This is a genomic window from Paenibacillus sp. alder61 (assembly GCF_020179875.1).
Classification (GTDB): Bacteria; Bacillota; Bacilli; order Paenibacillales; family Paenibacillaceae; genus Fontibacillus; species Fontibacillus faecis.
In genome coordinates this window covers 1-25,081 of the sequence record NZ_JAIUDG010000019.1, presented here as the reverse complement: position 1 = coordinate 25,081, position 25,081 = coordinate 1, and the positions used below count along the sequence as shown (strand labels likewise).

Sequence of the window (25,081 nt, the reverse complement as noted above, 5' to 3'; positions counted from 1 at the left end):
CGCGATTCCCGAAAAAAGCTTGACGTTGACTTTGTTCGTTACCTTTTTCGTCTTGAGTGTGGCCATGTATTCCGTGGAACCGGTCATCACCGTGTACGTCAACCAGCTTACCCAAGGGGCAAGCCATGTCGCGCTGATCGCCGGAATCGCTTTTTCGGCCTCGGGGCTGGCCAATATGTTGGCTGCGCCTCAGCTCGGCAAGGTTTCCGATCGAGTGGGAACCCATAAAGTGATGCTGGCCGCACTGCTTGCGGCGGGCTTCGTGTTTATCCCGCAAGCTTTCGTTACGAACGCTTGGCAGCTGACGGGGCTGCGCTTTTTGCTGGGGATCGCGGCGGCGGGGCTGAATCCGTCGGTCAATACGCTGATCAAAAAAATAACGCCCGACTCCCTGACGGGCCGCGTGTTCGGCTTCAGCATGGCGGCCGGGTATTTGGGCGTTTTCGCCGGTTCCGTGATGGGTGGACAGGTGGCGGGTTGGCTCGGCGTCAAATATGTATTCTTCACGACCAGTGCTTTGCTGTTGGCAAACGCGGTTTGGGTCTATTTTAGAGTGTACCGGAAAATGGACAGGGCGCAGGGAAGCGTCGATGCGGAAGCCAACAAATGAAAAGGAGAGCAGAAATATGACGGATTTGAAAGTGACGGATATTGAAATCGGGAAAACGGCGCTCGTCGTGATTGACCTCCAGCAGGGGATCGCCAATTCCGGATGTCAAGTCGCTCCTTATACGAGCGGTCAGGTCATTCAGAACGCTGGCAGACTGGCGAACGCGTTTGCAGAGAAAGGCGGGTTCGTTGTGCTGGTCCGCGTTTCATCGTCCCCGGACGGCAAAGATTCACTGAAGCCGCAAACCGATCAGCAGCTCGTTATCGGACAATATCCCGAAGGCTGGGATCGCATCCTGCCGGAATTGGCCGGCGTGAAAAACGCCCATGTCGTCACCAAGCGGCAGTGGGGCGCGTTCTACGGCACGGATTTGGATCTGCAGCTGCGGCGCCGCGGCATCGATACGATCGTGCTGTGCGGGATTTCCACCTCCATCGGCGTGGACACGACGGCCAGAGAGGCGTTCCAGCACGGGTACCAACAAATTTTTGCCGAAGATGCCATGACTGCGTCAACGCGGGAAGAACATGATTATGTATGCAAACATATTTTTCCGCGGATCGGTAAGATCCGGACGACGGATGAAATCGTTTCGGCTTTGAACTAAAAATGCACCGGAACAGGCTGTCCCGAGCGCTTAGTCCGCTTGGTGGCAGCCTGTTTGTTTTGGAGCGTGGGTACGGATACGTCGCCTCGGAAGGAATCTGGTTGCGGGGGAGTTGTCGAGGGACAAGGACATGGTCCCAAATGGGAGATCAAACCCTATTGACAAAGCAACTACTACGTGTTACTTTATAGCGGTAGTAAGTAATACTAAATACCAGTCATACAGAATAGTGAAGGGTGATTGTGTTGGAAAACCTTACGGAAATGCTCAAAGGGGTGCTGGAGGGCTGCGTCCTTGAGATTATAAGCCGCAATGAAACTTACGGTTACGAAATCACGCGGCAGCTGAACGCCCTCGGCTTCAAGGATGTTGTGGAGGGAACGGTGTACACCATCCTGATCCGGCTTGAAAAAAACAAGCTGGTAGAGGTCACCAAAAAGCCCTCCGACATGGGGCCGCCACGAAAGTTTTTCGCGCTCAATGAAGCGGGGAGCGAGGAGCTGCGGAGGTTCTGGGAAAAATGGGAGTTCGTATCCTCAAAAATTAACGAGTTAAAGGAGAGGAAGTAATGAATTTCTGGAATAAAATAACTGGCAATGATATGAATAAAGAATTCAAAGCTTTTGAATTGCGAGCCCAAAAGCTGCCGGTTGAATATCAAGCGGCATGGAAAGAAATCAATGCCTATCTCTGGCCGCACTCCGATTTCACCGGCCGCAACCTCATGCCAATTCTTGACGGCGTGCTTGGCCTGCTCGAAGAATCGGCTGCGGAGGGTCAGAGTATCCATGAGGTGCTGGGTGACGATATCAATGGCTTCTGTTCAGCATTGGCCGGCGAAGAAGGGGCAAAGTCTTATCGCGACAAGTGGCGCGAGCAGCTCAATAATACTATTGCAAAAAAATTAGGCAAATAGGAGGTGGATATGATGAGAATACGAGACATCATCGAAGGCAAAAAAGAGTGGCGAGCGCATGTGGCGCGTGTTAAAGCGCTTCCGCAGGATTACCAGATTGTTTATAAAGAGATCCAGAAATATCTCTTCAAGGTCGGTCCTGTTGAACTTACCGAAGGGACGGAGTTGCTATCGGGGATCGTCGATCTTTTTGAAGAGGGCGCAGCCATGGGAAAAGGCGTACTCGAAGTAACGGGCAGAGACGTAGCGGCCTTCTGTGACGATCTAATCCAAGATTCAAAAACTTACGCTGAAATCTATCTAGAGTCCGTTGCCCAAAAAGGTAACCAGGCCAAGGATAAAAAGAAGTAAGGGGGATTTCGGAATGGAAAAGGCAATTGATGTGAAAGGTCTGCGAAAGTCTTTCAAGGGCAAAGAAGTCCTAAAGGGCGTCGATTTTGAAGTGAAACGAGGTGAGATTTTCGCCTTGCTTGGCTCCAACGGCGCGGGCAAGACGACGATGGTCAGAATCCTCGCCACGCTGCTCAAACAAGACGGAGGCACCGCCATGGTAAACGGATTCGACGTCGCCTTAGAACCCGAGAATGTGCGGCATGCGATCAGTCTGACCGGGCAATTTGCCGCCGTGGATACGGGGAGATATGGCAAGCATTTACAAAATGAATTAAACTGTGTTAATTTATTTAATGAAGTTAACTTTTTAATATAAATAGAAAATGGGATTAAATAAAGGATGGGATTCCTTTGGTTAGGAAACAAAATACTGTTCCATTGTTGAAAAGATACTGGGTATCTTCTATTGGTGTGTTCTTGTTGTCACAAATATTCTTTATTATATCTGAAGCAACAGGATGGAAACTAAATTACAGAGATACCCATGGAACGATACTTGGAAGAATACTTGATACTCCAATTTTTGCTGAATGGTTTAATTTCTACGAAACGCCCCATTATAATTTGCTGACCGTATTTTTTGGTGTCTTTTTCCTTGTTCCTGGAATGATAAGCGCAATAAAAAATGGTTTTTCTCGCTAAATTTAGGAATAGCATGCCGGCTGATTATTTTCGAGGAATTTTATAACAAATTGTGCATTGCTCTTATATAAACCTCCTCTTTGAATCGGTACTATAGGAGATGTAAACAGATATCTGCTATTCAAAAGGAGGTTTCACAGTGTTTATATGGAAGCGTTTACTTAAGGTGGCGATGACAGCTTCACTGGTAGGATCGTTGGCCGCCTGCGGCGGCGGAGGAGGAAATTCTGCCGATCATTCGCAAACGGGGAATTCCGGAAACGCGGCTGCGAACACGAGCAACAAGCAAGTTAAGCTGCGGATTATGTGGTGGGGGTCACAGGATCGGCATCAGGCTACGTTAGCCGCTCTTGATTTGTACACGAAAAATCATCCTAACATCACTTTTGAACCGGAGTATTCCGGTATGGACGGTTATCTGGATAAGCTCTCCACGCAAGCGGCGGCTAAAAATGCTCCGGATATCGTTCAATTGGATCCGGGCTGGATGCCGGACTGGATGAGCCGGAATCAATTGACGCCATTGACCGATGTGGATGTATCCAAATTCGATCCGAAGCTACTCGCGGGCGGCTCGCTTGACGGCCAACAATACGCTGTTCCGCTTGGATCGGTTGCGTTCGGCATGATTTACGATAAAGCCGCCCTCGACAAACTGGGCATTCCAACTCCGGCCAACGGCTGGACATGGGACGATTTCTTCGCGTTAGCCGAATCTTCCAAATCCAAGCTGCCGGAAGGACAATACTTCGTCAAAGATTATGCCGCCAACTACTTCGTGTATTCGGCTTATCAATACGCTAAAGGCAAGGGCCCGGTCATTACGGACGACGGTCACTTCAACATCGACCGTGATACCTTCATCGACTGGGCGAATCACTTTGACAAGCTCCGGAAGGAAGGATTGGTGCCTCCGGCAGACGTAAACACGGCGGACAAAGAGCTTGATCCGCAAATGGATCTGATGGTATCGGGCAAAATTTTGTTCCGTTACAGCTTCTCCAATGCGCTCACTTCTTGGGACAGCTTGAAAAAAGGCGCTTACTCCCTTGTGACGATGCCTCGTGCGGAGCAAGCGGGAGGATGGGTGAAGCCCTCCATGTTTTTGGCGGTTACCAAAGACTCCAAAAATCAAAAAGAAGCTATCGAATTTGTGAACTGGTTCGTTAATGATCCGGAAGCGGCTAAGACCCTGGGCACTCTGCGCGGTATCCCGGCAAATAGCGACAGCGCCAAAATTCTGGAATCCAGCATGAGCGAAACGGACAAAGGCGGTCTGGACATGTATAACGCTTCCGCACCTGACGCGCAAATCTGGACGGCAGGCGCTGGCGGTTGGACGAACTTTATCGATAAAGACTTCCCATATGTCCATGACCAACTCAGTTTCGGTAAAATTACGCCGGAACAAGCTTTTGATCAATTGAAGGAAGCTTCCGCATCTTACGAAAACTAAGCTTGGCCAGACGCAACACCCGGAACGCTAACCTTGTTCCGGGTATTATATTGCCCGTTCAGAGATTATAGCGATAGAAGGGGGAGAAACCATGCCGCTTCGAATCAAGGATGTTATTCAAGAACTCATCAGGCCCGTGGGGCAGCTCGAAACAACAGTGGATGTGCTTGAATTCGGAGACCCGTCGGCGGAAGTCAAGGGGATCGCCACGGCGTTTGTGGCCTCATCTGACGTCATTCGTCAGGCCGCAAAGGCAGGGGCAAATCTGCTGATCAGCCACGAGGGAATATTTTTTAGCCATCATAATAATAGAGAGGCCATTAAAAATGATCCTGTAGCCATGGAAAAACGAAAGCTGATCGAGGAAACCGGAATGGCGATTTTCAGGTTCCATGATTATTGGCATCGTTATCAGCCCGACGGGATCATGGCCGGTCTGATCGAGCAGTTGGGCTGGCAGAAGCACCTTGCGGAATATCATCCGGCATCGGCCATCATCCAAATTCCGGAGGCGAGCGTACGTGAAATTGCCGGCCACCTCAAGAGCAAGCTTGGCGTTCCGTATGTGCGCGTCGTTGGCGACCTGTCCATGATATGTTCGCGAATTGGCCTGCTCGCGGGATACAGGGGCGGCGGCCTTACGGCGATTCCGCTTTTTGAGCAGGAAAACTTGGATTTGATTATATTGGGCGAAGGTCCGGAGTGGGAAACGCCCGAATATGTAAGAGATGCGGTGCAGCAGGGGAAACGCAAGGCCATAATCGTCTTGGGCCACGCGCAAAGCGAGGAGCCCGGCATGAATTATTTGGCGGGTGTGCTCAGGGCGCGGTACCCCGGCCTTCCCGTTTATTTTGTTGCTGAAAAGCCGCTTTTCCAAATTATTTGACAGGAGCGTAGTGGACGCATGAGCCATACACCATTTTTCGCAAAAAACACGGGCTATCAGGCCTGGCTTGGGTATAACCGGCAGGCAGGCAAAACGCTTGAACAGTATGCTGATTATCGCCGCATTGTCGTTGCGGAGCAGGATGAAATCATCGCTTCCGCCGTGGCCGAACTCGTCCGCGGACTGGAAGGGATGTTGGGGCAAACGCCCGAAATTTCACATATCTGGGATGGCGGTTCAGGCATTGTGATTGGAACCATCGGCGGCAACACGCTGCTTCAGGAATTCATTGACGAAGAAACGCGCGCAGGCATCGGGGCGGAAGGCTTCGCGATCCAAAGCGATGCGTCCGCCGGACGCATCGCCATTGGCGCGGTTTCTTCCGCAGGCGTGTTGTACGGCGTTTTCCATCTGCTAAGACTGATTGGTATTGGCAGCCCCATCAGCGCTATTCATATCGTGGAAAATCCGGTCAACCAACTCCGGATGATCAACCAATGGGACAATATAGACGGGTCGATCGAACGCGGTTATGCCGGGAACTCGATTTTTTACGCGGACGGCAAAATCACCTCCGATTTGCAGCGAATTCGCGATTATGCCAGGCTATTGGCATCCACCGGAGTGAATGCTCTATCGATCAACAATGTAAATGTGCACCGCTTGGAAACGATGCTGATCACGGAAGCGTATTTGCCGGAGGTGGCCGGGCTTGCCGGGATTTTCCGCAATTACGGGATCAAGTTGTTCCTCAGTATCAATTACGCAGCGCCACTGGAGATCGGCAGCCTGCCCACGGCTGATCCTCTGGACCCGGAGGTTAAGCGGTGGTGGCGCGAACGGGCGGCGGACATTTACCGTTATATCCCCGATTTCGGCGGTTTTCTCGTCAAAGCCGATTCGGAGAACCGGCCTGGGCCATTCACCTACGGCCGCGACCACGCGGACGGAGCCAATATGCTGGCCGAAGCGCTGGACCCGCACGGCGGCGTCGTGATCTGGCGTTGCTTCGTATACAACTGCAAGCAGGATTGGCGCGACCGGAAGACGGACCGGGCCAGAGCGGCGTACGATCATTTTGTCCCGCTGGACGGCCGCTTTAATGATAACGTCATCCTGCAGGTAAAAAACGGGCCGATCGATTTTCAGGTGCGTGAGCCCGTGTCGCCGCTCCTTGGTGCAATGCCTGCCACGAACCAGATGATCGAGTTTCAGATTACCCAGGAGTATACCGGGCAGCAGCGGCATGTTTGTTATCTGGTGCCGCAATGGAAGGAAGTGCTGGAATTCGATACGTATTTGCAGGGGGAGGGTACTCCAATCAAACGCATCGTTGATGGTTCGGTTCATGGGAGCCGGTACAGTGGCTTCGCTGCCGTTTCCAACATCGGGGACGATGCCAACTGGACCGGGCATTTGCTGGCTCAGGCCAATTTGTACGGATACGGCCGGCTCGCTTGGAATCCGGAGCTGACCAACGAGGAAATCGCGGAGGAGTGGATCCGCCTGACGTTTGGGGACGACGAGCGGGTGGTCCGGACGATTCGCGGTATTTTGCTGGACTCCATAAGTATTTACGAATCCTATACGGCACCGCTTGGCATCGGGTTTATGGTCAATCCCAATCATCATTACGGGCCTAACGTCGACGGTTATGAGTATTCGATGTGGGGGACGTACCATTTTGCCGATTGCCGCGGGATCGGTGTGGACCGGACCAAAGCGACGGGAACGGGATACACGGCCCAATACGCCGAGCCCAATTTCAGGCTGTACGAATCTTTGGAGAGCTGCCCGGATGAACTGCTGCTGTTTTTCCATCATGTCCCGTACACCCATGTCCTGCATTCCGGCAAAACGGTCATCCAGCACATTTACGATACGCATTTCGAAGGCGCGGAGCGCGCCGCCCGGTTGGAAGAAACCTGGGGCAGCCTGGCCGGCCTGATCCCCGAGTCGCTGCACAAGCAGGTCGCGGTCCGGCTGGCGGAGCAAGCGGAACACGCCAAAGAATGGCGGGACCAGATCAACACGTATTTCTTCCGCAAAAGCGGCATCCCTGACGAACGGGGCAGACGGATTTATTAATAGGCGTGACGGATTGCCGTTGGCGGTTTCAAGAATTTCATTTGCGGACTTATTTCGGAGGAATGGGGAGCCATTCCTCTGTTTGCGTTAAGAGTATAAACGAAAAGGTGACGCCGTGTCCGTTAGGATTTTTTCGTGATATTTTAAAAGAAATCGAGGATTACCCTCATTTAACCGCCTAGGAGACCCATCTATACTTAAGCTATCAGACAAACTACAGAGGTGATCGCATATGGGTCGTTCCGCACCCGTAGCCGCAAATCAGGAGAGGATCGTGAAGAAAAGACGACGTTCTTTTTTGAAAAAATGGGATGCTCCCATTGCCGGCTATTTATTTATTTCGCCTTGGCTGATCGGCTTTATCGGGCTCACGGCGTATCCGCTTTTATTATCGCTGTATTATTCGTTTACGAATTACACCCTGCTCAGACCGATCGAATGGGTAGGAACCAAAAACTACGTCAACATCTTTAGCTCGGATCCGAAATTTGAAGAATCCCTTCGCGCTACGTTCCAATACGTGATCGCCTCCGTCCCTTTAAAGCTGATCGCGGCTTTGTTGATCGCCATGCTGCTGAACAAAGCCATTCGTGGAATCGGGGTATACCGCACAGCGATCTATTTTCCATCGCTGATCGGCGGAAGTATCGCCGTATCCATGCTGTGGCGGAACATCTTTGGCGTAGAGGGAATTTTCAACAAAATCATCGCCGCCTTTGGGTTCGAAGGCAAGGGGTGGATCACCAGCCCGGATACCGCGATGAGTACGCTCGTTCTGCTTGCGGTTTGGCAGTTTGGTTCCGCGATGGTGATTTTCTTGGCGGGGCTGAAGCAAATTCCGAACGACTTGTACGAGGCTTCCTCCGTAGACGGGGCGAACCAATTTGTTCAGTTTTTCCGCATTACGCTTCCGATGTTGTCGCCGATTATTTACTTCAATCTGATCATGGGCGTGATCAACGCGTTCCAAATGTTCACCTCCGCGTTTGTCATCACCAACGGAGGTCCGATGAACTCGACCTACGTATACGCCCTCTATCTGTACGAACGTGCGTTTAGCCGGTATCAGCTCGGATACTCCTCGGCGCTCGCCTGGATCATGCTGGTCATCATCGTTATCGCATCGCTGATCATCGCCGGAACGTCGAGATATTGGGTGTTCTATGAAACGGAGACGGAAGGGAGAAAGAGACGCAGATGATGATCAAAATAAAACCGTTCATCCGGCATATTTTCATGATTCTGTTCAGTTTTGTGATGGTCTACCCGGTGCTTTGGTGGATCGGCGCATCGCTTAAAAGCAATACCGAACTGGGATCGCCGAATATTTTCCCTAAGGTTCCGCAATGGAGCAACTTCGTGAAAGGCTGGAATTCGGTTCCCGGACACACGTTTACGGACTTTTATCTTAATACCTTCGGCCTGGAGATCGCCGTGTTGGCCGTCACCTTGATCTCCAGCTCGCTGGTGGCCTTCGGGTTTGGCAGACTGAACTTTCCGCTGAAGAACTTTTGGTTCTCCATTTTCATGTTAACCTTGATGATGCCCGGACAAGTATTGATCATTCCGCAATACTCTTTGTTCCATCAGCTGGGCTGGGTCAATACGTATTTGCCGTTTATTGTCCCTCACTTGGCAGCGGCAGGCGCCGGCGGTACGTTTTTCGTCTTCCTGCTTATTCAATTCATCCGGGGGATTCCGAAAGAGCTGGACGAATCGGCCAAAATCGACGGCTGTTCCTGGTTCGGCATTTTCTGGCGGATCGTGCTGCCGTTGACCAAACCGGCTATCGTCACCGTCATGATCTTCTGCTTCCTTTGGAACTGGGATGATTTTCTCGGCCACTTGCTGTATATCAACTCGGTTGACAAATATACGGTCAGCCTGGCGCTGCGGATGATCAACGATTCCCAGTCCGCTCAGGAATGGGGCCAGCTTCTGGCGATGTCGCTCGTATCCATTCTGCCGGCCACTTTCGTATTCATGTTCCTGCAAAAGTATTTTGTTGAAGGCATTGCCACAACCGGAATAAAGGGATAAGGATGGTGGGCCGCCAATAATATAACGGTAGAGCTTTGCCGAAACGATTCGTTTCGCGGCTTTACCGTTTTTTCTCCTTATGTACCGGAAAGGAGCACCCGAGAGATGATCAGCCCTTTTAAAAAATTCCGCGTCGACACCCTTTTTTTTCGCAGCTTTGCCGTAGTCATCGTGGTCGTGGTCGCCTGCATCGCGTGGGCCAGCTACATTATTTCCTCCAACGAGCTAGTTAAAACCAGCTCGCTGTATCAGCAGCGGCTGCTGGATGAGTTGAACAACGAGATTATGACGCGTCTTACGATGATCGAACAGATTTCGCTGTCCACCTCCCGCGATAACGAGATTATCTCTTTTCTTAAGGATCGGCGGGATCAATACGACACTTATCGGCGTTCCATCAACGTTGTAAATGCATTGGCCAATCTAACCTATTCGATTCCGTTGATCCAAGGCATCGATTTATATATGGAACACCCTTTTCAGCGGGAAGAGGACAATTACATCCAGTTCCGGGACCTGAACAAGCTAAACCAAGAGGCTTGGGCCGGCGCTTTTGTGAACAATGATTTCGCCTGGTCCACTGAACATGACATTAATAGCTTCCAGGGAGAAGTCCCGGTGCTCAGTTTTGGCCGCAAAATCGTGTACGATGACAAGTACCTGGGGGTACTGGTGATTCATATTAAATATAAAGAGATCGTCAAAATACTGGCCGGCCATACCTCCAATGCCAATCGGCTGATGGTGGATTCCCAGGGCAGGGAATTGGTCAGAACCGGACAAGTTTTGGACCATACGGAGCTGTCCGAATGGATCAATGCCAAAGACGAGGAATCGGGGCATGTCCGGATCCGGGGAAATGCCAAAATCGGCGATTCGCTGCTCGTATATTCCAAATTGCAGGACTCCAACTGGACGCTGGTGGAGATTTCCTCGTGGAAGCAAATCACCGAAGGCAGTTATACGCTTGCCATGGTGATCGGATTTATCGGTCTCGCCGCCATTTTGTCGGTCCTCCTGCTAACCCATTATCTCAGCAGCCAGTTTACGAAGCCGATCAAACAGCTTGTTACGGCCATGCGGTCGGATTTCGTCGATGGCAATAAAACGGAGCTTCCCCGCGATTACGAAAACGAATTCGGGTATCTGTTTGCCGGTTACCGCAAGCAGAACGAGCGGATTGAGGAACTGTACCGCTCGCTCGAACGGCGGTACGAGCAGCAGCGCAAAGCGGAGATTGAGGCGCTGCAGGCCAACATTAATCCTCATTTTCTCTATAATATGCTGGACCAGTTGAACTGGATGGCCATTGAAGCGGGGCAGGATGAGCTTAGCCGCATTCTTGAGCTGATGGGACGCATGTTCCGCATTGGCTTGTCGAACGGCAACAGCTTCATCACGATTGCCGAGGAGCTCGAACATATTACTTGTTATTTGGAAATCCAGCAGCTTCGCTGGGGCGAAGGGCTTGAATTCGAGATCGAAGCACCGCCGGAGCTTCGCGATTTGTATATACCGAAGCTAACGCTCCAGCCGTTCGTGGAAAACTCGATCGTTCACGGCTTTAATGCCCGGAGCCGCGGCTTTATTCGCATCCGGTTCGAGGATACAACCGATAGCTTGCAAATCACGATCGAAGACGACGGAGCCGGGCTCAGTAAGGCCGCCGACAGGAAACAGCCTCGCCGCACAGGCGGGTACGGGATGCGCAATGTGAGGGAAAGGATCGCGGGTTACTTCGATGACCGCTATGGAGTCAAACTGGCGGAGCGGGAAGAAGGCGGTGCTCGCGTCGTGGTCGATTTGCCGCGTCTGACGGAGCCTCCCCAGTCTGCGGGGAAGGATAAGTAAGAGGATTAGGAGGACAGCGAAATGTGGAAAATTGCCATTGTGGATGATGAACGTCAGGTACTTCAGGGCATGAAGCGGGCAATACCATGGGAACAGCTCGGCGCCGTATGGGCGGGTGAAGCGCTGAATGGAGCGGACGGCCTGGAAATGATCCGCGAGACAGAACCCGATATCATTATCACGGACATCTATATGCCGTCGATGAACGGCCTGGACATGATCGAACAGTTGAGAAAGGAAGGGTACGATGGCAAGATCATTATTTTGAGCGGTTATTCCGATTTCGAATACGCGAGGCAAGCGTTAAGATTTAACGTAAGTGACTACGTGTCCAAACCGATCAGCGTTCCGACGCTAAAAAGGATTTTGTCCAAGGTGGTCGAGGAACTAACGGAGGAGGAAGTGAAGCGGATCAAGCAAGGCGAGGTCGAGCAGAAACTCAAGCTTTACGAGCCTTTTATCGAAAAAGAATGGGTAAGATCCGCGGTGGTCGGAACGCTTGAGGGCACATACCGCTCTCCCGACAGCTTGCCGCGTCCATACCGGTATTGGTCGAAATGCAATCATATCGCCATCGGCATCGATACGGTCCGCGATATGCGGGCCAGTCAACTCCCTTTGACCGATTGGAACCTGTTCCGGTTTGCCATCAGCAATATCGCGTGCGAGGTGGCGCGTAAAATCTTTGCGGCGATCGAATATACCGAGCTGCACAGCTCCCGAGCGGTGCTGATCGTCCACCCCCAGCCGGAGGAGAATCGCGGGGAATTGGAGGAGCGGCTGAAGGAACTGGGCATGAAGCTGATCGAAAGCGTTAAATGTTATGTGAAGCTCCAGATTCGCGTCGGCATCGGGGAAATAAAGCAAGAATGGACGAAAATTCCCGACTCAACCGAAGAGGCCTTTCGAGCAATTGATTCGAGAACCCAGCGGCTCAGCCCTAACTACGAGATGTATAGGTACGAGAGAGAAGAGAAGGGGAGCAAAAATCAGCAGTCCGTCACTTTGTTTCCGGTCAAATTTTACGTTGAAATTGCGGGTGCGATCAAATCGTCCCAGGAGGAAGAAGCCACGGCCCTGATTGAAGAGCAAGTGAAGCTGTTGGAAAATCAGAAAGCGATTACACCGGAGTATATTCAAATGCAGGCCGGCGAGGTGTGGGGGGTATTCAACTACAGCTTATATGAAGCAGGCATTTTGCTGAATGACTTGTTCCCGAACGATCTCATCGCCAAAGAATTGATTTCGCTGACGGATCCGGTTCAACTCGGTGAATGGTTGTGTTCCAAGATATCCGTGATATGCAGAAGCCGCCAGCTTCGGGGGAACAGCAAACACCGGCAGGTCGTCGATTTCATGACTCATTATATCCATGAGCATTATGCCGAAGATGTTACGTTAGCCGAGCTTTCGGAAAAAATCTATATTTCGCGGAACCATCTGTCCATTATTTTTAAAAACATCACAGGGGAAACCTTCAACAATTACCTCACCCGCGTGAGAATCGAGAAAGCCCGGGAGCTGCTGCTTGAGCGCAACATGCTCGTTTATGAGGTGGCGGAAAAGGTCGGATACAAAAATGTGCCGTATTTCAGCACCTTGTTCAAAAAGATCACGGGAATGAAGCCGACGGATCTGATCTTAGATAAATAAGAATCATTACGGCCAAAAAGAGGTAGCCGGAGAATGACGATGAGCGATAAAGAGAAATTTGAAATTTGCAGGTTTAAAGCAAAACATAGACCCGGCTGGCGAGCTGGCGCAAAAAGCCGGGGACCTGCAATAACTTGTAAACGGAAGGCTCTGCGATTCATTCGCAGGGCTTCCTTTCGTGCCGCTCCTTTATTTATCGGCGGCCGATCGGATTTGTTTGACGAATTTCCCAGGCGAGATTCCGGCGATCTTGGTAAAACTGCGGATAAAGTTCGCATAGTCGCTAAATCCGGATTGATAGCAAGCCTCCGTTATGCTGAGGCCTTCGCAGAGATAGGATTTTGCCAAAGCAATGCGGCGATCCAGAATATATGAACGAAGCGTTAGCCCCGTGTGTTTTTTGAACTGGCGGCTGATATAAGTGCTGTTCAAATAAAACTCAGCGGCAAGACGGTTAAGCGAGATGTTCTTTGAGAGATGCGATTCGATGTACTCCATCGTTTTTCGCACAAGTTCCGGCATGATATCGGTAGAAGTAAAGCTTGCATTTTGAAATACAGAATTCGCTAAGACTAATAATTGGGCGATATAGCTATTCGCCAAAATATCTGATCCGTACGCATCGGAAACAAGGACTTCCTCCAGACCACCGGCCAATTGCAGAAATTGCTTCAACCGGGTTTCGTTCAAATGAACGATATTCCCTTTCCCCTTCGGACGGTAGTCGAAGCACTCGGATAAATGTGTGGCCGGAGTAGAAAGCCGATGCAGGTAAGATTTTTGCAGGTTGATCGTTATTCGCTCATACTCCGATTCATCCAGACTAAACGAGCGGTGCATTTCTTCCGGATGGATAACGATTAGATCGCCCGGTTTGAGATGGTAACAGCTGTTTTCGATATAAAAGTTGACATTGCCGCGAAGAAACAAATACAACTCGTACGCTTCGTGCCGGTGATAGAACGTTCCCAGGTTGTATGTAGTAGTCCTGTGAAGGTAAAGATAATCTTTTTTTATGGGATCAAATCGAAGCTCAAAGGGTTCGTTCACCTGCAACCTCCTGATCAGTTCACGCAATAAATACGGCGGAATTTGCAAAGATTATTCTTTGGATCAACTTTAAAATATGAATATCCTAGCATGATGGGATAAAATCTGCAAGCGCTTTTTTAAACAGTGGATCGGAGGATATCATGGAACTGATTATAACCGCACGGAGCAAATCTCAAGAAAGTACGGAATACACGGAACTCAAGGAGCATCAATTAGAGGCTTACGTTACAATCACCGGAGGAACCGGAGGCGTTAAAAATCCATATCAAGCCAAGGTCAAGATCCGCAATCAAGGCGGATCGTCGTGGTCTGGCGTGATCCATGTGGAATTGCCATTTGCCAAGGGGAATCCGCGCTTTTTCCTGCCCGCATTTATGTACGGCCGAAACCGCGGAGAAGCACCTCAGAACGTGCCGAATGAGTTTCCGCGTTTGAGAGAAGGAAACCCTGCGCGGCCATCGTCGCCGTGGTGGATGACCAGAAGCGACCGTTTGTCCCATCCGGCGGCGTTTGTATTCGACAGCGGCAAGATTTACGGTCTTAACAGCAGCCCTTATTTTATCCGCAAAAACGGCATCAAACAGCAGTGGAAGCCGGAACTGAACGGGGAGTTTTACCAATACGGCGGCTTCACTTGTTCTCTTGCCAAGGGAACGGTTGGATACACGCTCGGCTACGAAAATGCGCCTTTGCTGTTCATCAAATCACGTTTGGTTAAGGAACGCGCGCCTCTGGGTGAAAATTGTTTTGAATTGGCGGCGGCAGAGTCCGTGGAATTGACCATGGATTTGTACGAGTACGAATCCGAATCCGGGCTGGGCATCAATCCGGCGCTCGAAGAAATCTATTACCGTTATCACCAAGGCCCCAGAAAAGCCAGCGATATCAAAACTGCCGCCGCCGATTTATCCAAAGCGATTTTTGAATACGCCTGGCTGCCCGAAGACCGGAGTTATTCCGCGTTTGTCTATGAGGACAAGGAAACGGGCGGTTACCGGTACCATAAGATTATATCGATCAGTTGGACGGACGGATTGACGGTGGCGACTCCGGTTTTGATGGCAGCCTTGCGGCTGGGTGACGAGTCTATGCGCGAACAAGCCCTTTCCTGTATCGAGCATATCGTTGAGCATTCCCTAAATCCGGCTTCCGGGCTTCCCTTTGAGGCGTATCATGACGGGAAGTGGAGTACCCGCGGCTGGTGGTTTGACGGGATGCGCACGCCCGGACATTCCGCTTATCTGTGTGCGCAGGCGATGTTTTATATTATGAAGGCCTACGAATTTGAAAAAAGACTCAAAAATTGCCTCCATGAGGATTGGATGATATTCGTCAAGAAGGTTCTTCTTCAGCTGGAAAAGACTAAAAACACGGATGACGAATATCCGACGATTTTGTCCGAGCGAACCGGAGCCGGCCTTGAATACGATTCCTTCAGCGGAGCGTGGTGCATGGCGGCTTTGGCCTATTGCAGTTGGCTTACGGGTGACAGAACCCATTTCGACAGCCTGAAGCGTAGCGAAAGACATTATTATCAGACCTACGTGAAGCGTATGGAATGTTATGGGGCCCCGCTTGATGCGGATAAGGCACCTGATTCGGAAGGGATTTTGGCGTATATCAAAGCCGTTCGATACCTGCACGCCATGACCGGAGATGAACTCTATCTGGAGCATATGAGGGATGCCCTTTGCTACGAGTTCACGTTCAAATTCTGTTACAATTCCCCTGTCAAGGTGCCGCCGCTTAGCACCACCGGCTGGTCCAGCTGCGGAGGCAGCGTCACCTCGGTCGCCAATCCGCATATCCATCCGATGTCCAGCAACCTCGTGGATGAAATGCTATACTTCTCCGAACACGCCAAAGATAAATATGTCAGAGACCGGATGATGGATACCATTGGATGGGGATGCCAGACCTACAACCGTTATGATATGGAATTCGATTACGGGAAAAAAGGCTGGATGTCTGAACGGTTTTGTCATTCCGAAGGTTTGGTGACCGAGAAGTACAGTGACGGAACACCGGCCGGCACCTGGTTCTGCCTGATGCCTTGGGCCAGTGGCAGCGTTATCGAGGGCTTGGTTGGCGACTGCTGGGATACGCTGGTCAAGTAATTTATGGGAGAAGGAAACGGAGGACCCGAACAGTTGAAACAAGGGCAATTACCCGCTGCTCACTTCCGGAAGCATATCGGGGGAGTATGGGCCGGGACATAACTCTTACGTGAAGGGTGAGAACGGAACGATTTGGTGCGTGTACCACGCTCGCCCTGGCATTGGCCAACCCCGTTGCTCGGGTCTCCGCCGCGTACATTTCGACATCGACGGTGAACCGATGCTAGGACTGACGGAAGAGAGGGATTTGAATCCTGAGCTTGCGTCCGTATTTCTGAACGTGCTGGTGCCATGAACCTTTCTACCTTTTTATTGGGAGTTCCAATTTATGCTAATATAATAGTGTTTCTAATGGAAAAGTAGAAGAGGCTGAATGATTTTACAGGAAATCGGAATGACAATCGGAAAGTACAGAAAAAACAGAGGATACGTTTTAGTTTAGCTGCCGAAGTATAAATGATAAAAGGAGTGGCGAGATCCATGACGCAGCTTTACCTGATAAGACATGGAGAGGCTTGTATTATAAAGGATGGCATCGTTAATGATTACGGACTAACAGAGCTGGGCGTGGTGCAAGCCAGGAAATTAAGAGATCGGCTAGTTAGATCAGGGGAAATCCGGGCGGATGTTTGGATAGCAAGCTCATTTCTTCGGGCGAAGCAGACCGCTGAGATCATTGCCGAAGGGCTAAAAGTTTCTGTTGTTTTGGATGATGATCTTCAAGAGATGCGTGCTGGTCAAGCGCTCGGCATGAACAAAGAGACTCTGGACGAATTACTGGCCTTGCATAACCCTAAGCAGTACCCGTTTTCCGTGATAGCACCCGGAGCCGAGAATTGGCCTCAATTTGTTTTGCGTGTAGGGTCAGCCCTTAATCGAATTTGTCACCAATACGAGGAAAAGACCATAGCAATCGTGTGTCACGGGGGTGTGATCGATTGCTCGTTTCAGTTTTTTTTCGGATTAAACGCCTTTGAAATGCCGAAAGTTGGATTGCAAACGGACCATACATCCATTACGCACTGGTCCAAGCAAGAAGATAAGACTTGGTCACTCATAAAGTATAATGATGCCCGACATTTGGAAGGGCATTGACTGGCAATTTATCTTCATTAGACGAAAAATAGAGAAGTAGTGAAGCCGCTAAGGCAGAATGGGGGGAAGTAACCGGAGATAGGGGAAGCATTTTACATAATAAATTAACCTGTGTTAAATTTATTTACACTGAAGTTAATACTTGGGGGCAATCATAATATCCCATTAAGGGAATAAAAAAGCCAAGGACAAAATCGCGTTGTACAAAGCCTATGGAACTTAATTCCCTAAAATTTATTAACTTTATAATATAAATAGAGATAGAATTTATTAAAGGATGGGATTACGTTGGTTAGGAAACAAAATACTGTTCCATTTTTGAAAAGATACTGGGTATCTTCTATCGGTGTGTTTTTGTTGTCACAAATATTCTTTATGATATCTGAAGCAACAGGACGGAAAATTAATTACAGAGATACCGATGGAACGCTACTTGGAAAGATTCTGAATACTCCAATATTCGCTGAATGGTTTAATTTCTACGAAACGCCCCAATATAATTTACTCACAGTCTTTTTTTGTATCTTTTTCCTTTTTCCTGGAATAATAAGTGCAATAAAAAATGGTTTTCCACGCTATATCTAGGAATCTTCATTCAACCAAAGGAATGCGAATACCAGTTGCTGCTTTGAACTCGTAAGTTGTGTGTAATTATGGCCATGTTCGTGTCTGTGTCATAATAGGGGAATAATTCAATAGTACGCCCGAGGTGGAGAACGTCTTCAAATGCTCCGGCATGTTTGCCCGCATAGTTGAATGGACTGAGCCGAAACAATTTCGGATCAGTCCATTTTGCTTGGTATAGGTAATGCTATATTGTTCTTTTATTTCAACGACACATACTTAAACGACATAATGAAATCAAACAAATCTCGGCCAATTTAAGTATTTAACATTTCGGGATTGGACTAACGGGAAACAATACCGATGAAGCTTCAAAATCTGATATACGAGAGAATGTTAGTCAGATGAGCTTGTTTTTTGATGCAAATAAATAGGCGCCGATACCCGCGGCAATGGATAGATTCAGGGAATCCACGTCGGGGGTCTGTGCTAATTTCAAGCCGGTTCCCACATACTGAGGCTGGAAAAAGAACAAATGTGGAAACTATTGGGGGTAACTGGCTTATGATAAACTGAGTGTAAAAGAGTATGAAGATCCATTCAGCAGAAACAGTCGCAAAAAGAAGTTAGAACGTGGTCAAAAACATATTCCTTTACAGAGCAAAATAAAAGTTGGAAAAGAGGCTTTTAATCAATGAAAAGTAATATTATTTGGGGATTAGTATTATTAGCGCTGAGTTTGTTTCTTAAGCCATTATTGGCGACAGTAGGGCTAGATGAAAGATTGTTCGGATTGCACTGGCAAGGTGAAACTGTGTTTTCATTGAGTCCATTCTTAGTTCGGATTATTCTAGCAGTAATTGGAGTTATTATGCTTATCATCGGTGGTAGGCAAGTTGCAAAGCAGAAGAAAAAATAGTTGAAAGTATCCCTAGCTCCTTTTCGTGGTAAAATGTTTCAGAGGACAGACGCGTCTTCATTTGACGACCGAGCAGGGATCGCCGGCCCCGGACGTCAAAGATACGCTGAAGCCCGAAAACCGATCAGCAGCTCGGTATCGGCAATATCCCGAAGGCTGGGACAGCATCCTGCCGGAATTGGCCGGCGTGAAAAACACCCATGTCGCAAGCAGCAGTGGGGCGCGTTCTACGGCACGAATTTGGACCTGCAGCTGCGGCGCCGCGGCATCGATACGAGTATGCGAACATATTTTTCCGCGGATCGGCAAAATCCGGACGACGGATGAAATCGTTTCGTCTTGGAACAAAAATGAATCAATGGACTCTTAATTGTCGCTGGTTGAATTATCATTAGCTTCGCGGTGGCGGCCCCGCCAGTCTTTTATCGTTAAGCAAAACCGCAATCATTATGATGGTTGATTTTCGTTTTGAACGGTATGTGGTGCATAAGCGCAAAGAAAGACGCGTACGCCTTCAGTAATGATACGTTTGGTTTGTTCCTCCTCTAACGTCCCGATTTTTCTTGGTTGATTAAATACCATTAAAAACGTTAATGCAGCGAAGTGCTTCGCAGCCATTTTAGGATCGGGCACATCGAGTAATCCTTTTTGGCCAAACTCTGTAAATCTCCTGATAATCCCCTCTTCAGAAGCGTTATCCAGGCTTTCCAAAAACGAGTCCGGCAGGTTGGCGGCTTCCACCATAAGCAGACGGGTCAAAGCCATGTAATCGGACGAACCGTTCGCAGAAGCAACGATTTGTTCGCAAAATAAGATGAGCGCCTGCTCAAGACTCTCAAACTCCCAGAGATGGTCTGAAATCCCTCGATCAATCATATTCAGAACCGCCGAACTGGTTTCTTCCACAACGGCAAGCAGTAAGTTCTGTTTGTCGCCATAATAATCATAAACTGTTCGTTTGGAAACTCCCGCTTTAGCTGCGACCGCATCGACGCTTGAACGATCAAATCCATCTGAAAGAAACAGCTCTCGCGCCGCCGCAATAATTTTAGCCCGCTTGTCTGAAGAGCCCTTGCGGATCTTTTTGTTTTCCATATTATCCATTCTTACGTGTCCCCTTTATAGATAAACTATCAGAAATCCATTTAGAGTTCTGCTTTACAAACTACACTGCACGGTGTAGTATAACAAACATGGTATATCAAATCAATGATTAAGGAGGCTTCTATCCATGAACGCCATGCCGTCTTTTGTAGATGTTCTCATTGTCGGGGCCGGACCCACAGGGCTTACACTGGCCTGCGATCTTGCTCGCCGAAAAGTTGACCATCTTGTTATTGAACGAAGCACCTTATATAACACTGCATCTCGCGCCAAAGGTATACAGCCTCGCTCGCTTGAAGTCGTCGATGATTTGGAGGCCGTTCGCTACATTATTGACACAGGTGTTGTGGACCTGCCTGTTCGTTATTATACCGCAGATGGCAGGAGTGTGGACAAACCTGCAATTACCGTTGCAGCCAGCGCCGAACTTGCGACACCTTATCGTGATCCGGTCTGGATTGCTCAATTCGATGTGGAAAAAGCACTGCGCAGCCGATATGCAATGCTTGGCGGTCAAGTTGAGTTGGGCGTGGAAGCTGCAGGGCTTGTTCAGGATTTGAATGGTGTAACGGTAACCGTGAATACACCACTAGGAGTAGAGCAAATTCGCGCTCGTTATGTAGTCGGCGCTGACGGGGGCAAAAGCAATATCCGCAAGTTTATTCATTTGCCGCTGATTGGGGAAACACACGAGCATGAGCGGTGGTATCTTGGCGATGTACGATTGGAAGGGTTAGATCGTGACCATATCCATATCTGGACATCTTCGGAGGGGATGGTCGGAGTGACACCGCTGCCAAAATCCGATATTTGGCAGCTGCAGGCTACAATTCCGGCAGACATCACTGACCCAGAGCAGCCTACGTTGGAGGCGTATCAAGCGATGTTTGACCGTCGCGCCGGGGCCGGGCGCGTACAGCTCACGGATGCTTCCTGGCTGTCCATCTACCGGGTCAACGTCCGTATGGTTGAATGTTACCGCAACGGCCGGGTTTTGCTTGCCGGCGATGCTGCCCATGTTCATTCGCCGGCCGGCGGTCAAGGCATGAATACGGGGATGCAGGACGCATACAACCTTGGCTGGAAGCTGGCGGCTGTCATACGCGAAGCGGACACCGCTTTACTCGACACGTACGATGAAGAACGCCGCCCTGTGGCTCAAGCTGTGCTTGAGGATAGCACGAAAAAGATGGGAGAGGTCGTAGGAACGGCGACTCAAGGTGGAGGGTTGTCCCAAACTTTGAGCAACATATCCGACGATCTGACAAGCGGGCTTCTCATTTCCTATCGGTCAAGTTCTCTTATCCGTCCGTCTGCTCGAACCTATGCTACCCGTTCATATCCCGGAGATCGTGCTCCTAATGCTACGGACCTGCAGGGCACCGGGTTTGCAGGAAGTGTCTTTGACCTATTGCGCGGCCCGCACTGGACGCTTTTGGCTTTTGCAAGCTGCATTGGTCCTTCTCTGAAAAACTTCACTAACGATGAACTCCATGTGCATTATATCCTGCCATCGAACGCGGAGGGGACGGAAGGCATTATCGACACAGCAGGGAATGCCTATCGAATTTACGATGTGGCAAGCGAAGAACTCGTATTGATTCGTCCCGACGGTTACATCGCACTGCGTACCACCATTGAGGATACCGCATCGATCTTGAATTACTTGGATTTTATTTATCGCGAAAACTGATTTGAAAAAGCTGGCGGTATTCTTTGGCAACATCTCACGTGACAACCGGCACTTTTAATGCACTGAGTTTAAATTGAGGATACGGGAAGGACTGTTACTATGGAAGAAATTATTCGAACCGTTGACCTGACAAAGCAATTCGGAAATAAAGTCATTGTAGATCGCGTCTCGCTTTCCGTTAAAAAAGGAGAAATCTATGGGTTTCTGGGGTTGAATGGCGCAGGTAAAACGACAACCATTCGAGCTCTTCTCGGAATGAGCAAACCTTCTTCCGGAGAAGTGTATTTGTTTGGTCAGCGCTGGACGAACAAAAATACCGATTTGTCAAGACGAGTAGGTTATATGGTAGAAGTTCCTTACGCCTACCCTAACTTTACAGTTAGGGAAAACTTGAATTTAATGGCCAGGTTGCGGGGATTATCCGTTCCAAGGGCAGTTAACGAGATCATGGAGAAATTGAATCTGACCCAATATGCGGATAGCAAGGCTAGAGATTTATCACTTGGTAATGCGCAGAAACTTGGATTGGCCAAAGCGTTAATTCATAAGCCGGACGTTCTGATTCTCGATGAACCAACCAATGCGCTTGATCCAGCCGGAATTGTCGAGGTAAGGGAAATGCTGAAAGCTCTGGCTTCCCAACATGGAGTTACCGTGTTTATATCCAGCCATATCCTTGAGGAAATGTCCAAATTGGCTTCGCGAATCGGCATTATTCACAAAGGCGTATTGCTTGAAGAGCTGACAACAAAAGACTTTGAAACCATACGCCGAAAGCAGTTGATGATCGTAACAAAGGATGCTCGGAAGGCTCAAGCTATTCTTTCAGACTCCGGGTATGGAGTGCATCCGACTCTAAATAACTGCCTTGCGCTATCGGATGATCATGCTGTGAAACATCCTGAACATATTGCTAAACTGCTTGTTCATCAAGGAGTACCACTCACCATGCTTAAAATTGAAGAAGAGAATTTGGAGAGTTATTTTCTCAAATCAATTGGAATTGAGGGGGGGAAATCAAATGAAACAGTTGTTGACAGCCTGCAGCGTTGAAGTTTACAAATTGCGTCGGTCCTTTGTTTTGTGGGGCACGCTTTTGTTTATATTGTTTGTCATCACGTTGTTCGTAGGACAACCCGATTGGCCTTCTTTTTTTGAACGTACTGCATTTTTGTATGCATCCGTGTTTGGGCTGCTGGGGTTTGGATTGGTAACAAGCTGGACATTTGGCCGTGAGTATTCCGATCGGACGCTCAAGGATTTGCTCGTTTTGCCTATATCGCGCGGTAAAATTGCGATTGCCAAATATGTCGCAGTTATTTTCTGGTGTTTTGTAATGATGTTGATCAGCTTTGCGTATGCCTTAATACTTGGTTTTGCTATTGGACTTCCCGGCTTTTCGTTTGCGATTGTACAACATTATTTGTTTCTTATACTTATCATCGGCGCACTCCACCTATTATTAAGTGCACCTCTTGCCCTGTTAGCCTGTATATCGCGTGGTTACCTGGTGCCAATCGGTTTTGCCTTTACAACTTTAATGTTGGCATTGGTATTCGGTCCTACCGCCATTGGAGCTTACCTGCCTTGGTCCGTACCTGCCTTGCATTTGCAGGAAAGCGGAGTCGCTTTATTTCCCTTGTTGGGTACCAGTTATTTACTGGTTCTCTTAATAGGACTCATAGGCCTCATTGGGACGGTTAAATGGTTACAAAACAGAGAACAGTGATGATTTTATCAGGAAGACTTAAGTAAGAATCCTTGGCTGTGATGAAGACCCAGTGAAGGATAATGCCGGTGGACAAGAAAATAGCCTTATAAGAACCTGCGCCCAGCGCGGGTTTTCTGTTTTAAGGGATCCAGTTTCTTGCTCTGAGGAAAAGAAAAGGACTTAATTCCCAGTCGAAATAGACAAACGAATGGTACCATGCCGATTTGTTTTCTGAATTCCGTCTCACTGGACATAAATGAGATTGAAAATCATTATCATTTATGCTATCATGATTTTTGTTCAGTAGTGAACAAAAAGGCCCACCGACTGCAGCAGCTAATGAACTTGGCCTGCAACAAATAATACAAGAGAGGGGAGATTGGGCAATTGGAGTTTCTGTATCCATCTAAACGTCATCTTTACGAGCAGTACTTAAAAATGCTGCATCTGAATGAGTTGTATACTGAACATGAAATTGACATGTTTCGGCAACAAGCCAGAGAGCAACAGATTGACATGCTCTCTAACAATATTACAAGTGTGCACGTTATCGATTGCATCGGTGATTATGAACCTATAAACCATACCGGAATTGTGAAGAAAATGGATTTGTCCAAAGCAAGCATTACTAATATTTGCTCAAAGCTGCTGGAAACGGACTTTATTAGGAGAAGTCAACTGAACAACAATCGGAAGGAGATTTATTTTAGCTTAACGGATAAGGGGAGACGGGTTTATCATTTGCATAAAAAACTGCATCAAGAGAAAGAAGAGGGGTTCTACCAATTTATCGAATCCTATTCTGAGACGGAGTTACAAACGATCGGAAAATTTATGAGTGATTTGCTGGCGCGCGCCGAACAACTCTACGGAAGGGAAGTTAGGGAGAATGACGACCTTAAAGATTGAGGATTTAAGATCCAAGATTGAAGGGAAAGAGATTTTAAAAGGGCTCACACTGGAGATTCATGGCGGCGAGATTCATGCGATTATGGGACCTAATGGGACGGGAAAAAGCACGTTGGCTTCGGCCTTAATGGGCCATCCCAAATACGAAGTTACGGATGGCGAGGTGACATTGGACAATGAAGACCTTCTGGAGATGGAGGTGGATGAGCGTGCCCGGGCGGGCTTGTTTCTCGCAATGCAATACCCGAGTGAAATTGCCGGCGTAACGAACTCGGACTTTCTCAGAAGTGCCATCAATGCACGGCGTGAAGAAGGCGATGAGATCTCCTTAATCCGTTTTGTCCGTGAAATGGAGAGCAAAATGAAAGGGCTGGAGATGAATCCGGAATTCGCGCATCGGTATTTGAATGAGGGATTCTCCGGCGGCGAAAAAAAGCGGAATGAAATTTTGCAAATGATGCTGCTTGAACCCAAGTTTGTGATTCTGGACGAAGTGGATTCCGGGCTTGATATTGATGCCTTGCGTATTGTGGCGAATGGTGTTAATGAGATGCGCAGCCCGGATCGAGGTTTTTTAATCATCACCCACTATCAACGCCTGTTGAATTATATCACCCCGGATTTTGTGCATGTCATGATGCAAGGCCGGATTGTCAAATCCGGCGGCCCGGAGCTTGCCCATCGTCTGGAGGCTGAAGGGTACGATTGGGTCAAAGAGGAGCTAGGGATTACGGATGAGACGGTAGGCGAAGAAGTTTAAAAGCGGAGGAGGAA

Annotated in this window: 24 protein-coding genes and 2 pseudogenes; 24 read left to right on the top strand and 2 right to left on the bottom strand. The window is 48.9% G+C overall.

Annotated features, from left to right (window positions below; genetic code table 11):
* Nucleotides 1–25 precede the first annotated feature (25 nt).
* The 14 genes and pseudogenes from LBW89_RS19400 to LBW89_RS19335 all read left to right on the top strand — a co-directional run bounded on the left by LBW89_RS19400 (nt 26) and on the right by LBW89_RS19335 (nt 13,142).
* A complete protein-coding gene (locus LBW89_RS19400; RefSeq protein ID WP_225039907.1) occupies nt 26–610 on the top strand; it encodes an MFS transporter in 585 nt (194 codons plus the stop codon).
* A 16-nt stretch (nt 611–626) separates the two neighbouring features.
* Nucleotides 627–1,217, top strand: coding sequence for a hydrolase (locus tag LBW89_RS19395; RefSeq protein WP_225039906.1), 591 nt, complete (start codon nt 627–629; stop codon nt 1,215–1,217).
* A 263-nt stretch (nt 1,218–1,480) separates the two neighbouring features.
* Complete coding sequence (locus LBW89_RS19390; RefSeq protein ID WP_276508735.1) at nt 1,481–1,786, top strand: PadR family transcriptional regulator; 306 nt, start codon at nt 1,481–1,483, stop codon at nt 1,784–1,786.
* A complete protein-coding gene (locus LBW89_RS19385) occupies nt 1,786–2,133 on the top strand; it encodes a DUF1048 domain-containing protein (RefSeq protein ID WP_148457638.1) in 348 nt (115 codons plus the stop codon). The genes LBW89_RS19390 and LBW89_RS19385 overlap by 1 nt, the downstream gene beginning before the upstream one ends.
* 12 nt (nt 2,134–2,145) lie before the next feature.
* Nucleotides 2,146–2,484 (top strand): DUF1048 domain-containing protein, encoded by a 339-nt coding sequence (locus tag LBW89_RS19380; protein WP_213505975.1) that lies wholly within the window; start codon nt 2,146–2,148, stop codon nt 2,482–2,484.
* A 13-nt stretch (nt 2,485–2,497) separates the two neighbouring features.
* A pseudogene (locus LBW89_RS19375) lies at nt 2,498–2,773 on the top strand (ATP-binding cassette domain-containing protein); the annotation flags it as partial.
* 104 nt (nt 2,774–2,877) lie between these two features.
* Entirely contained in the window at nt 2,878–3,168 is a 291-nt protein-coding gene (locus tag LBW89_RS19370; RefSeq protein ID WP_225039905.1) for a YfzA family protein, read from the top strand.
* Between the two features lie 139 nt (nt 3,169–3,307).
* On the top strand, nt 3,308–4,624 hold the full coding sequence (locus tag LBW89_RS19365; RefSeq protein ID WP_225039904.1) for an ABC transporter substrate-binding protein: 1,317 nt from the start codon (nt 3,308–3,310) through the stop codon (nt 4,622–4,624).
* Nucleotides 4,625–4,715: 91 nt separating this feature from the next.
* On the top strand, nt 4,716–5,510 hold the full coding sequence (locus LBW89_RS19360) for a Nif3-like dinuclear metal center hexameric protein (RefSeq protein ID WP_225039903.1): 795 nt from the start codon (nt 4,716–4,718) through the stop codon (nt 5,508–5,510).
* 18 nt (nt 5,511–5,528) lie between these two features.
* A complete protein-coding gene (locus LBW89_RS19355) occupies nt 5,529–7,598 on the top strand; it encodes an alpha-glucuronidase family glycosyl hydrolase (protein WP_225039902.1) in 2,070 nt (689 codons plus the stop codon).
* A 232-nt stretch (nt 7,599–7,830) separates the two neighbouring features.
* Nucleotides 7,831–8,799: a carbohydrate ABC transporter permease gene (locus LBW89_RS19350; protein ID WP_148457631.1), complete on the top strand. Its 969-nt coding sequence runs from the start codon at nt 7,831–7,833 to the stop codon at nt 8,797–8,799.
* Complete coding sequence (locus tag LBW89_RS19345) at nt 8,796–9,638, top strand: carbohydrate ABC transporter permease (RefSeq protein WP_148457630.1); 843 nt, start codon at nt 8,796–8,798, stop codon at nt 9,636–9,638. Before LBW89_RS19350 ends, LBW89_RS19345 begins: the two co-directional genes overlap by 4 nt.
* Nucleotides 9,639–9,743: 105 nt before the next feature.
* Nucleotides 9,744–11,489: a sensor histidine kinase gene (locus LBW89_RS19340; RefSeq protein ID WP_148457629.1), complete on the top strand. Its 1,746-nt coding sequence runs from the start codon at nt 9,744–9,746 to the stop codon at nt 11,487–11,489.
* Nucleotides 11,490–11,510: 21 nt separating this feature from the next.
* The gene (locus tag LBW89_RS19335; RefSeq protein WP_225039901.1) at nt 11,511–13,142 is read left to right on the top strand and encodes a response regulator transcription factor; all 1,632 of its coding nucleotides are present in this window, start codon (nt 11,511–11,513) and stop codon (nt 13,140–13,142) included.
* Nucleotides 13,143–13,331: 189 nt separating this feature from the next.
* Here the strand turns inward: LBW89_RS19335 and LBW89_RS19330 are convergent, their stop codons facing one another.
* Nucleotides 13,332–14,192, bottom strand: coding sequence for a helix-turn-helix domain-containing protein (locus LBW89_RS19330; RefSeq protein WP_225039900.1), 861 nt, complete (start codon nt 14,190–14,192; stop codon nt 13,332–13,334).
* A gap of 143 nt (nt 14,193–14,335) precedes the next feature.
* On the opposite strand from LBW89_RS19330, the gene LBW89_RS19325 reads away from it, so the two are divergent.
* The 5 genes and pseudogenes from LBW89_RS19325 to LBW89_RS27955 all read left to right on the top strand — a co-directional run.
* Entirely contained in the window at nt 14,336–16,312 is a 1,977-nt protein-coding gene (locus tag LBW89_RS19325) for a hypothetical protein (protein WP_225039899.1), read from the top strand.
* A 480-nt stretch (nt 16,313–16,792) separates the two neighbouring features.
* On the top strand, nt 16,793–17,407 hold the full coding sequence (locus LBW89_RS19320) for a histidine phosphatase family protein (RefSeq protein WP_225039898.1): 615 nt from the start codon (nt 16,793–16,795) through the stop codon (nt 17,405–17,407).
* Between the two features lie 288 nt (nt 17,408–17,695).
* Nucleotides 17,696–17,992 carry a YfzA family protein gene (locus LBW89_RS19315; protein ID WP_225039897.1) on the top strand — a complete coding sequence of 99 codons (297 nt, stop codon included), beginning with the start codon at nt 17,696–17,698 and terminating at the stop codon, nt 17,990–17,992.
* Between the two features lie 673 nt (nt 17,993–18,665).
* Entirely contained in the window at nt 18,666–18,890 is a 225-nt protein-coding gene (locus tag LBW89_RS19310) for a hypothetical protein (protein WP_225039896.1), read from the top strand.
* Nucleotides 18,891–19,097: 207 nt separating this feature from the next.
* Nucleotides 19,098–19,166: pseudogene (locus LBW89_RS27955) on the top strand (hydrolase); the annotation flags it as partial.
* 171 nt (nt 19,167–19,337) lie between these two features.
* Here the strand turns inward: LBW89_RS27955 and LBW89_RS19300 are convergent.
* Nucleotides 19,338–19,994 carry a TetR/AcrR family transcriptional regulator gene (locus tag LBW89_RS19300; protein WP_225039895.1) on the bottom strand — a complete coding sequence of 219 codons (657 nt, stop codon included), beginning with the start codon at nt 19,992–19,994 and terminating at the stop codon, nt 19,338–19,340.
* Nucleotides 19,995–20,121: 127 nt separating this feature from the next.
* Here LBW89_RS19300 and LBW89_RS19295 point away from each other — a divergent pair, with 127 nt between their 5' ends.
* From LBW89_RS19295 to sufC, 5 genes are all read left to right on the top strand, one after another.
* Nucleotides 20,122–21,687 (top strand): FAD-dependent monooxygenase, encoded by a 1,566-nt coding sequence (locus LBW89_RS19295; protein ID WP_225039894.1) that lies wholly within the window; start codon nt 20,122–20,124, stop codon nt 21,685–21,687.
* A 99-nt stretch (nt 21,688–21,786) separates the two neighbouring features.
* Nucleotides 21,787–22,740: an ABC transporter ATP-binding protein gene (locus LBW89_RS19290; protein WP_225039893.1), complete on the top strand. Its 954-nt coding sequence runs from the start codon at nt 21,787–21,789 to the stop codon at nt 22,738–22,740.
* Entirely contained in the window at nt 22,709–23,416 is a 708-nt protein-coding gene (locus LBW89_RS19285; protein WP_225039892.1) for an ABC transporter permease, read from the top strand. Before LBW89_RS19290 ends, LBW89_RS19285 begins: the two co-directional genes overlap by 32 nt.
* Nucleotides 23,417–23,785: 369 nt before the next feature.
* Complete coding sequence (locus tag LBW89_RS19280) at nt 23,786–24,307, top strand: MarR family transcriptional regulator (protein WP_225039891.1); 522 nt, start codon at nt 23,786–23,788, stop codon at nt 24,305–24,307.
* Nucleotides 24,288–25,067, top strand: a complete 780-nt coding sequence (gene sufC, locus LBW89_RS19275; protein ID WP_225039890.1) for a Fe-S cluster assembly ATPase SufC — start codon at nt 24,288–24,290, stop codon at nt 25,065–25,067. The genes LBW89_RS19280 and sufC overlap by 20 nt, the downstream gene beginning before the upstream one ends.
* Nucleotides 25,068–25,081: the final 14 nt, after the last annotated feature.

What these genes read in the sequence shown, in the direction of transcription:
- LBW89_RS19395 (WP_225039906.1), top strand. Translation starts at nt 627, where the DNA reads ATGACGGATTTGAAAGTGACGGATATTGAAATCGGGAAAACGGCGCTC.
- LBW89_RS19390 (WP_276508735.1), top strand. Translation starts at nt 1,481, where the DNA reads ATGCTCAAAGGGGTGCTGGAGGGCTGCGTCCTTGAGATTATAAGCCGC.
- LBW89_RS19385 (WP_148457638.1), top strand. Translation starts at nt 1,786, where the DNA reads ATGAATTTCTGGAATAAAATAACTGGCAATGATATGAATAAAGAATTC.
- LBW89_RS19380 (WP_213505975.1), top strand. Translation starts at nt 2,146, where the DNA reads ATGAGAATACGAGACATCATCGAAGGCAAAAAAGAGTGGCGAGCGCAT.
- LBW89_RS19360 (WP_225039903.1), top strand. Translation starts at nt 4,716, where the DNA reads ATGCCGCTTCGAATCAAGGATGTTATTCAAGAACTCATCAGGCCCGTG.
- LBW89_RS19355 (WP_225039902.1), top strand. Translation starts at nt 5,529, where the DNA reads ATGAGCCATACACCATTTTTCGCAAAAAACACGGGCTATCAGGCCTGG.
- LBW89_RS19350 (WP_148457631.1), top strand. Translation starts at nt 7,831, where the DNA reads ATGGGTCGTTCCGCACCCGTAGCCGCAAATCAGGAGAGGATCGTGAAG.
- LBW89_RS19345 (WP_148457630.1), top strand. Translation starts at nt 8,796, where the DNA reads ATGATGATCAAAATAAAACCGTTCATCCGGCATATTTTCATGATTCTG.
- LBW89_RS19340 (WP_148457629.1), top strand. Translation starts at nt 9,744, where the DNA reads ATGATCAGCCCTTTTAAAAAATTCCGCGTCGACACCCTTTTTTTTCGC.
- LBW89_RS19335 (WP_225039901.1), top strand. Translation starts at nt 11,511, where the DNA reads ATGTGGAAAATTGCCATTGTGGATGATGAACGTCAGGTACTTCAGGGC.
- LBW89_RS19325 (WP_225039899.1), top strand. Translation starts at nt 14,336, where the DNA reads ATGGAACTGATTATAACCGCACGGAGCAAATCTCAAGAAAGTACGGAA.
- LBW89_RS19320 (WP_225039898.1), top strand. Translation starts at nt 16,793, where the DNA reads ATGACGCAGCTTTACCTGATAAGACATGGAGAGGCTTGTATTATAAAG.
- LBW89_RS19310 (WP_225039896.1), top strand. Translation starts at nt 18,666, where the DNA reads ATGAAAAGTAATATTATTTGGGGATTAGTATTATTAGCGCTGAGTTTG.
- LBW89_RS19300 (WP_225039895.1), bottom strand. Translation starts at nt 19,994, where the DNA reads ATGGATAATATGGAAAACAAAAAGATCCGCAAGGGCTCTTCAGACAAG.
- LBW89_RS19295 (WP_225039894.1), top strand. Translation starts at nt 20,122, where the DNA reads ATGAACGCCATGCCGTCTTTTGTAGATGTTCTCATTGTCGGGGCCGGA.
- LBW89_RS19290 (WP_225039893.1), top strand. Translation starts at nt 21,787, where the DNA reads ATGGAAGAAATTATTCGAACCGTTGACCTGACAAAGCAATTCGGAAAT.
- LBW89_RS19285 (WP_225039892.1), top strand. Translation starts at nt 22,709, where the DNA reads ATGAAACAGTTGTTGACAGCCTGCAGCGTTGAAGTTTACAAATTGCGT.
- sufC (WP_225039890.1), top strand. Translation starts at nt 24,288, where the DNA reads ATGACGACCTTAAAGATTGAGGATTTAAGATCCAAGATTGAAGGGAAA.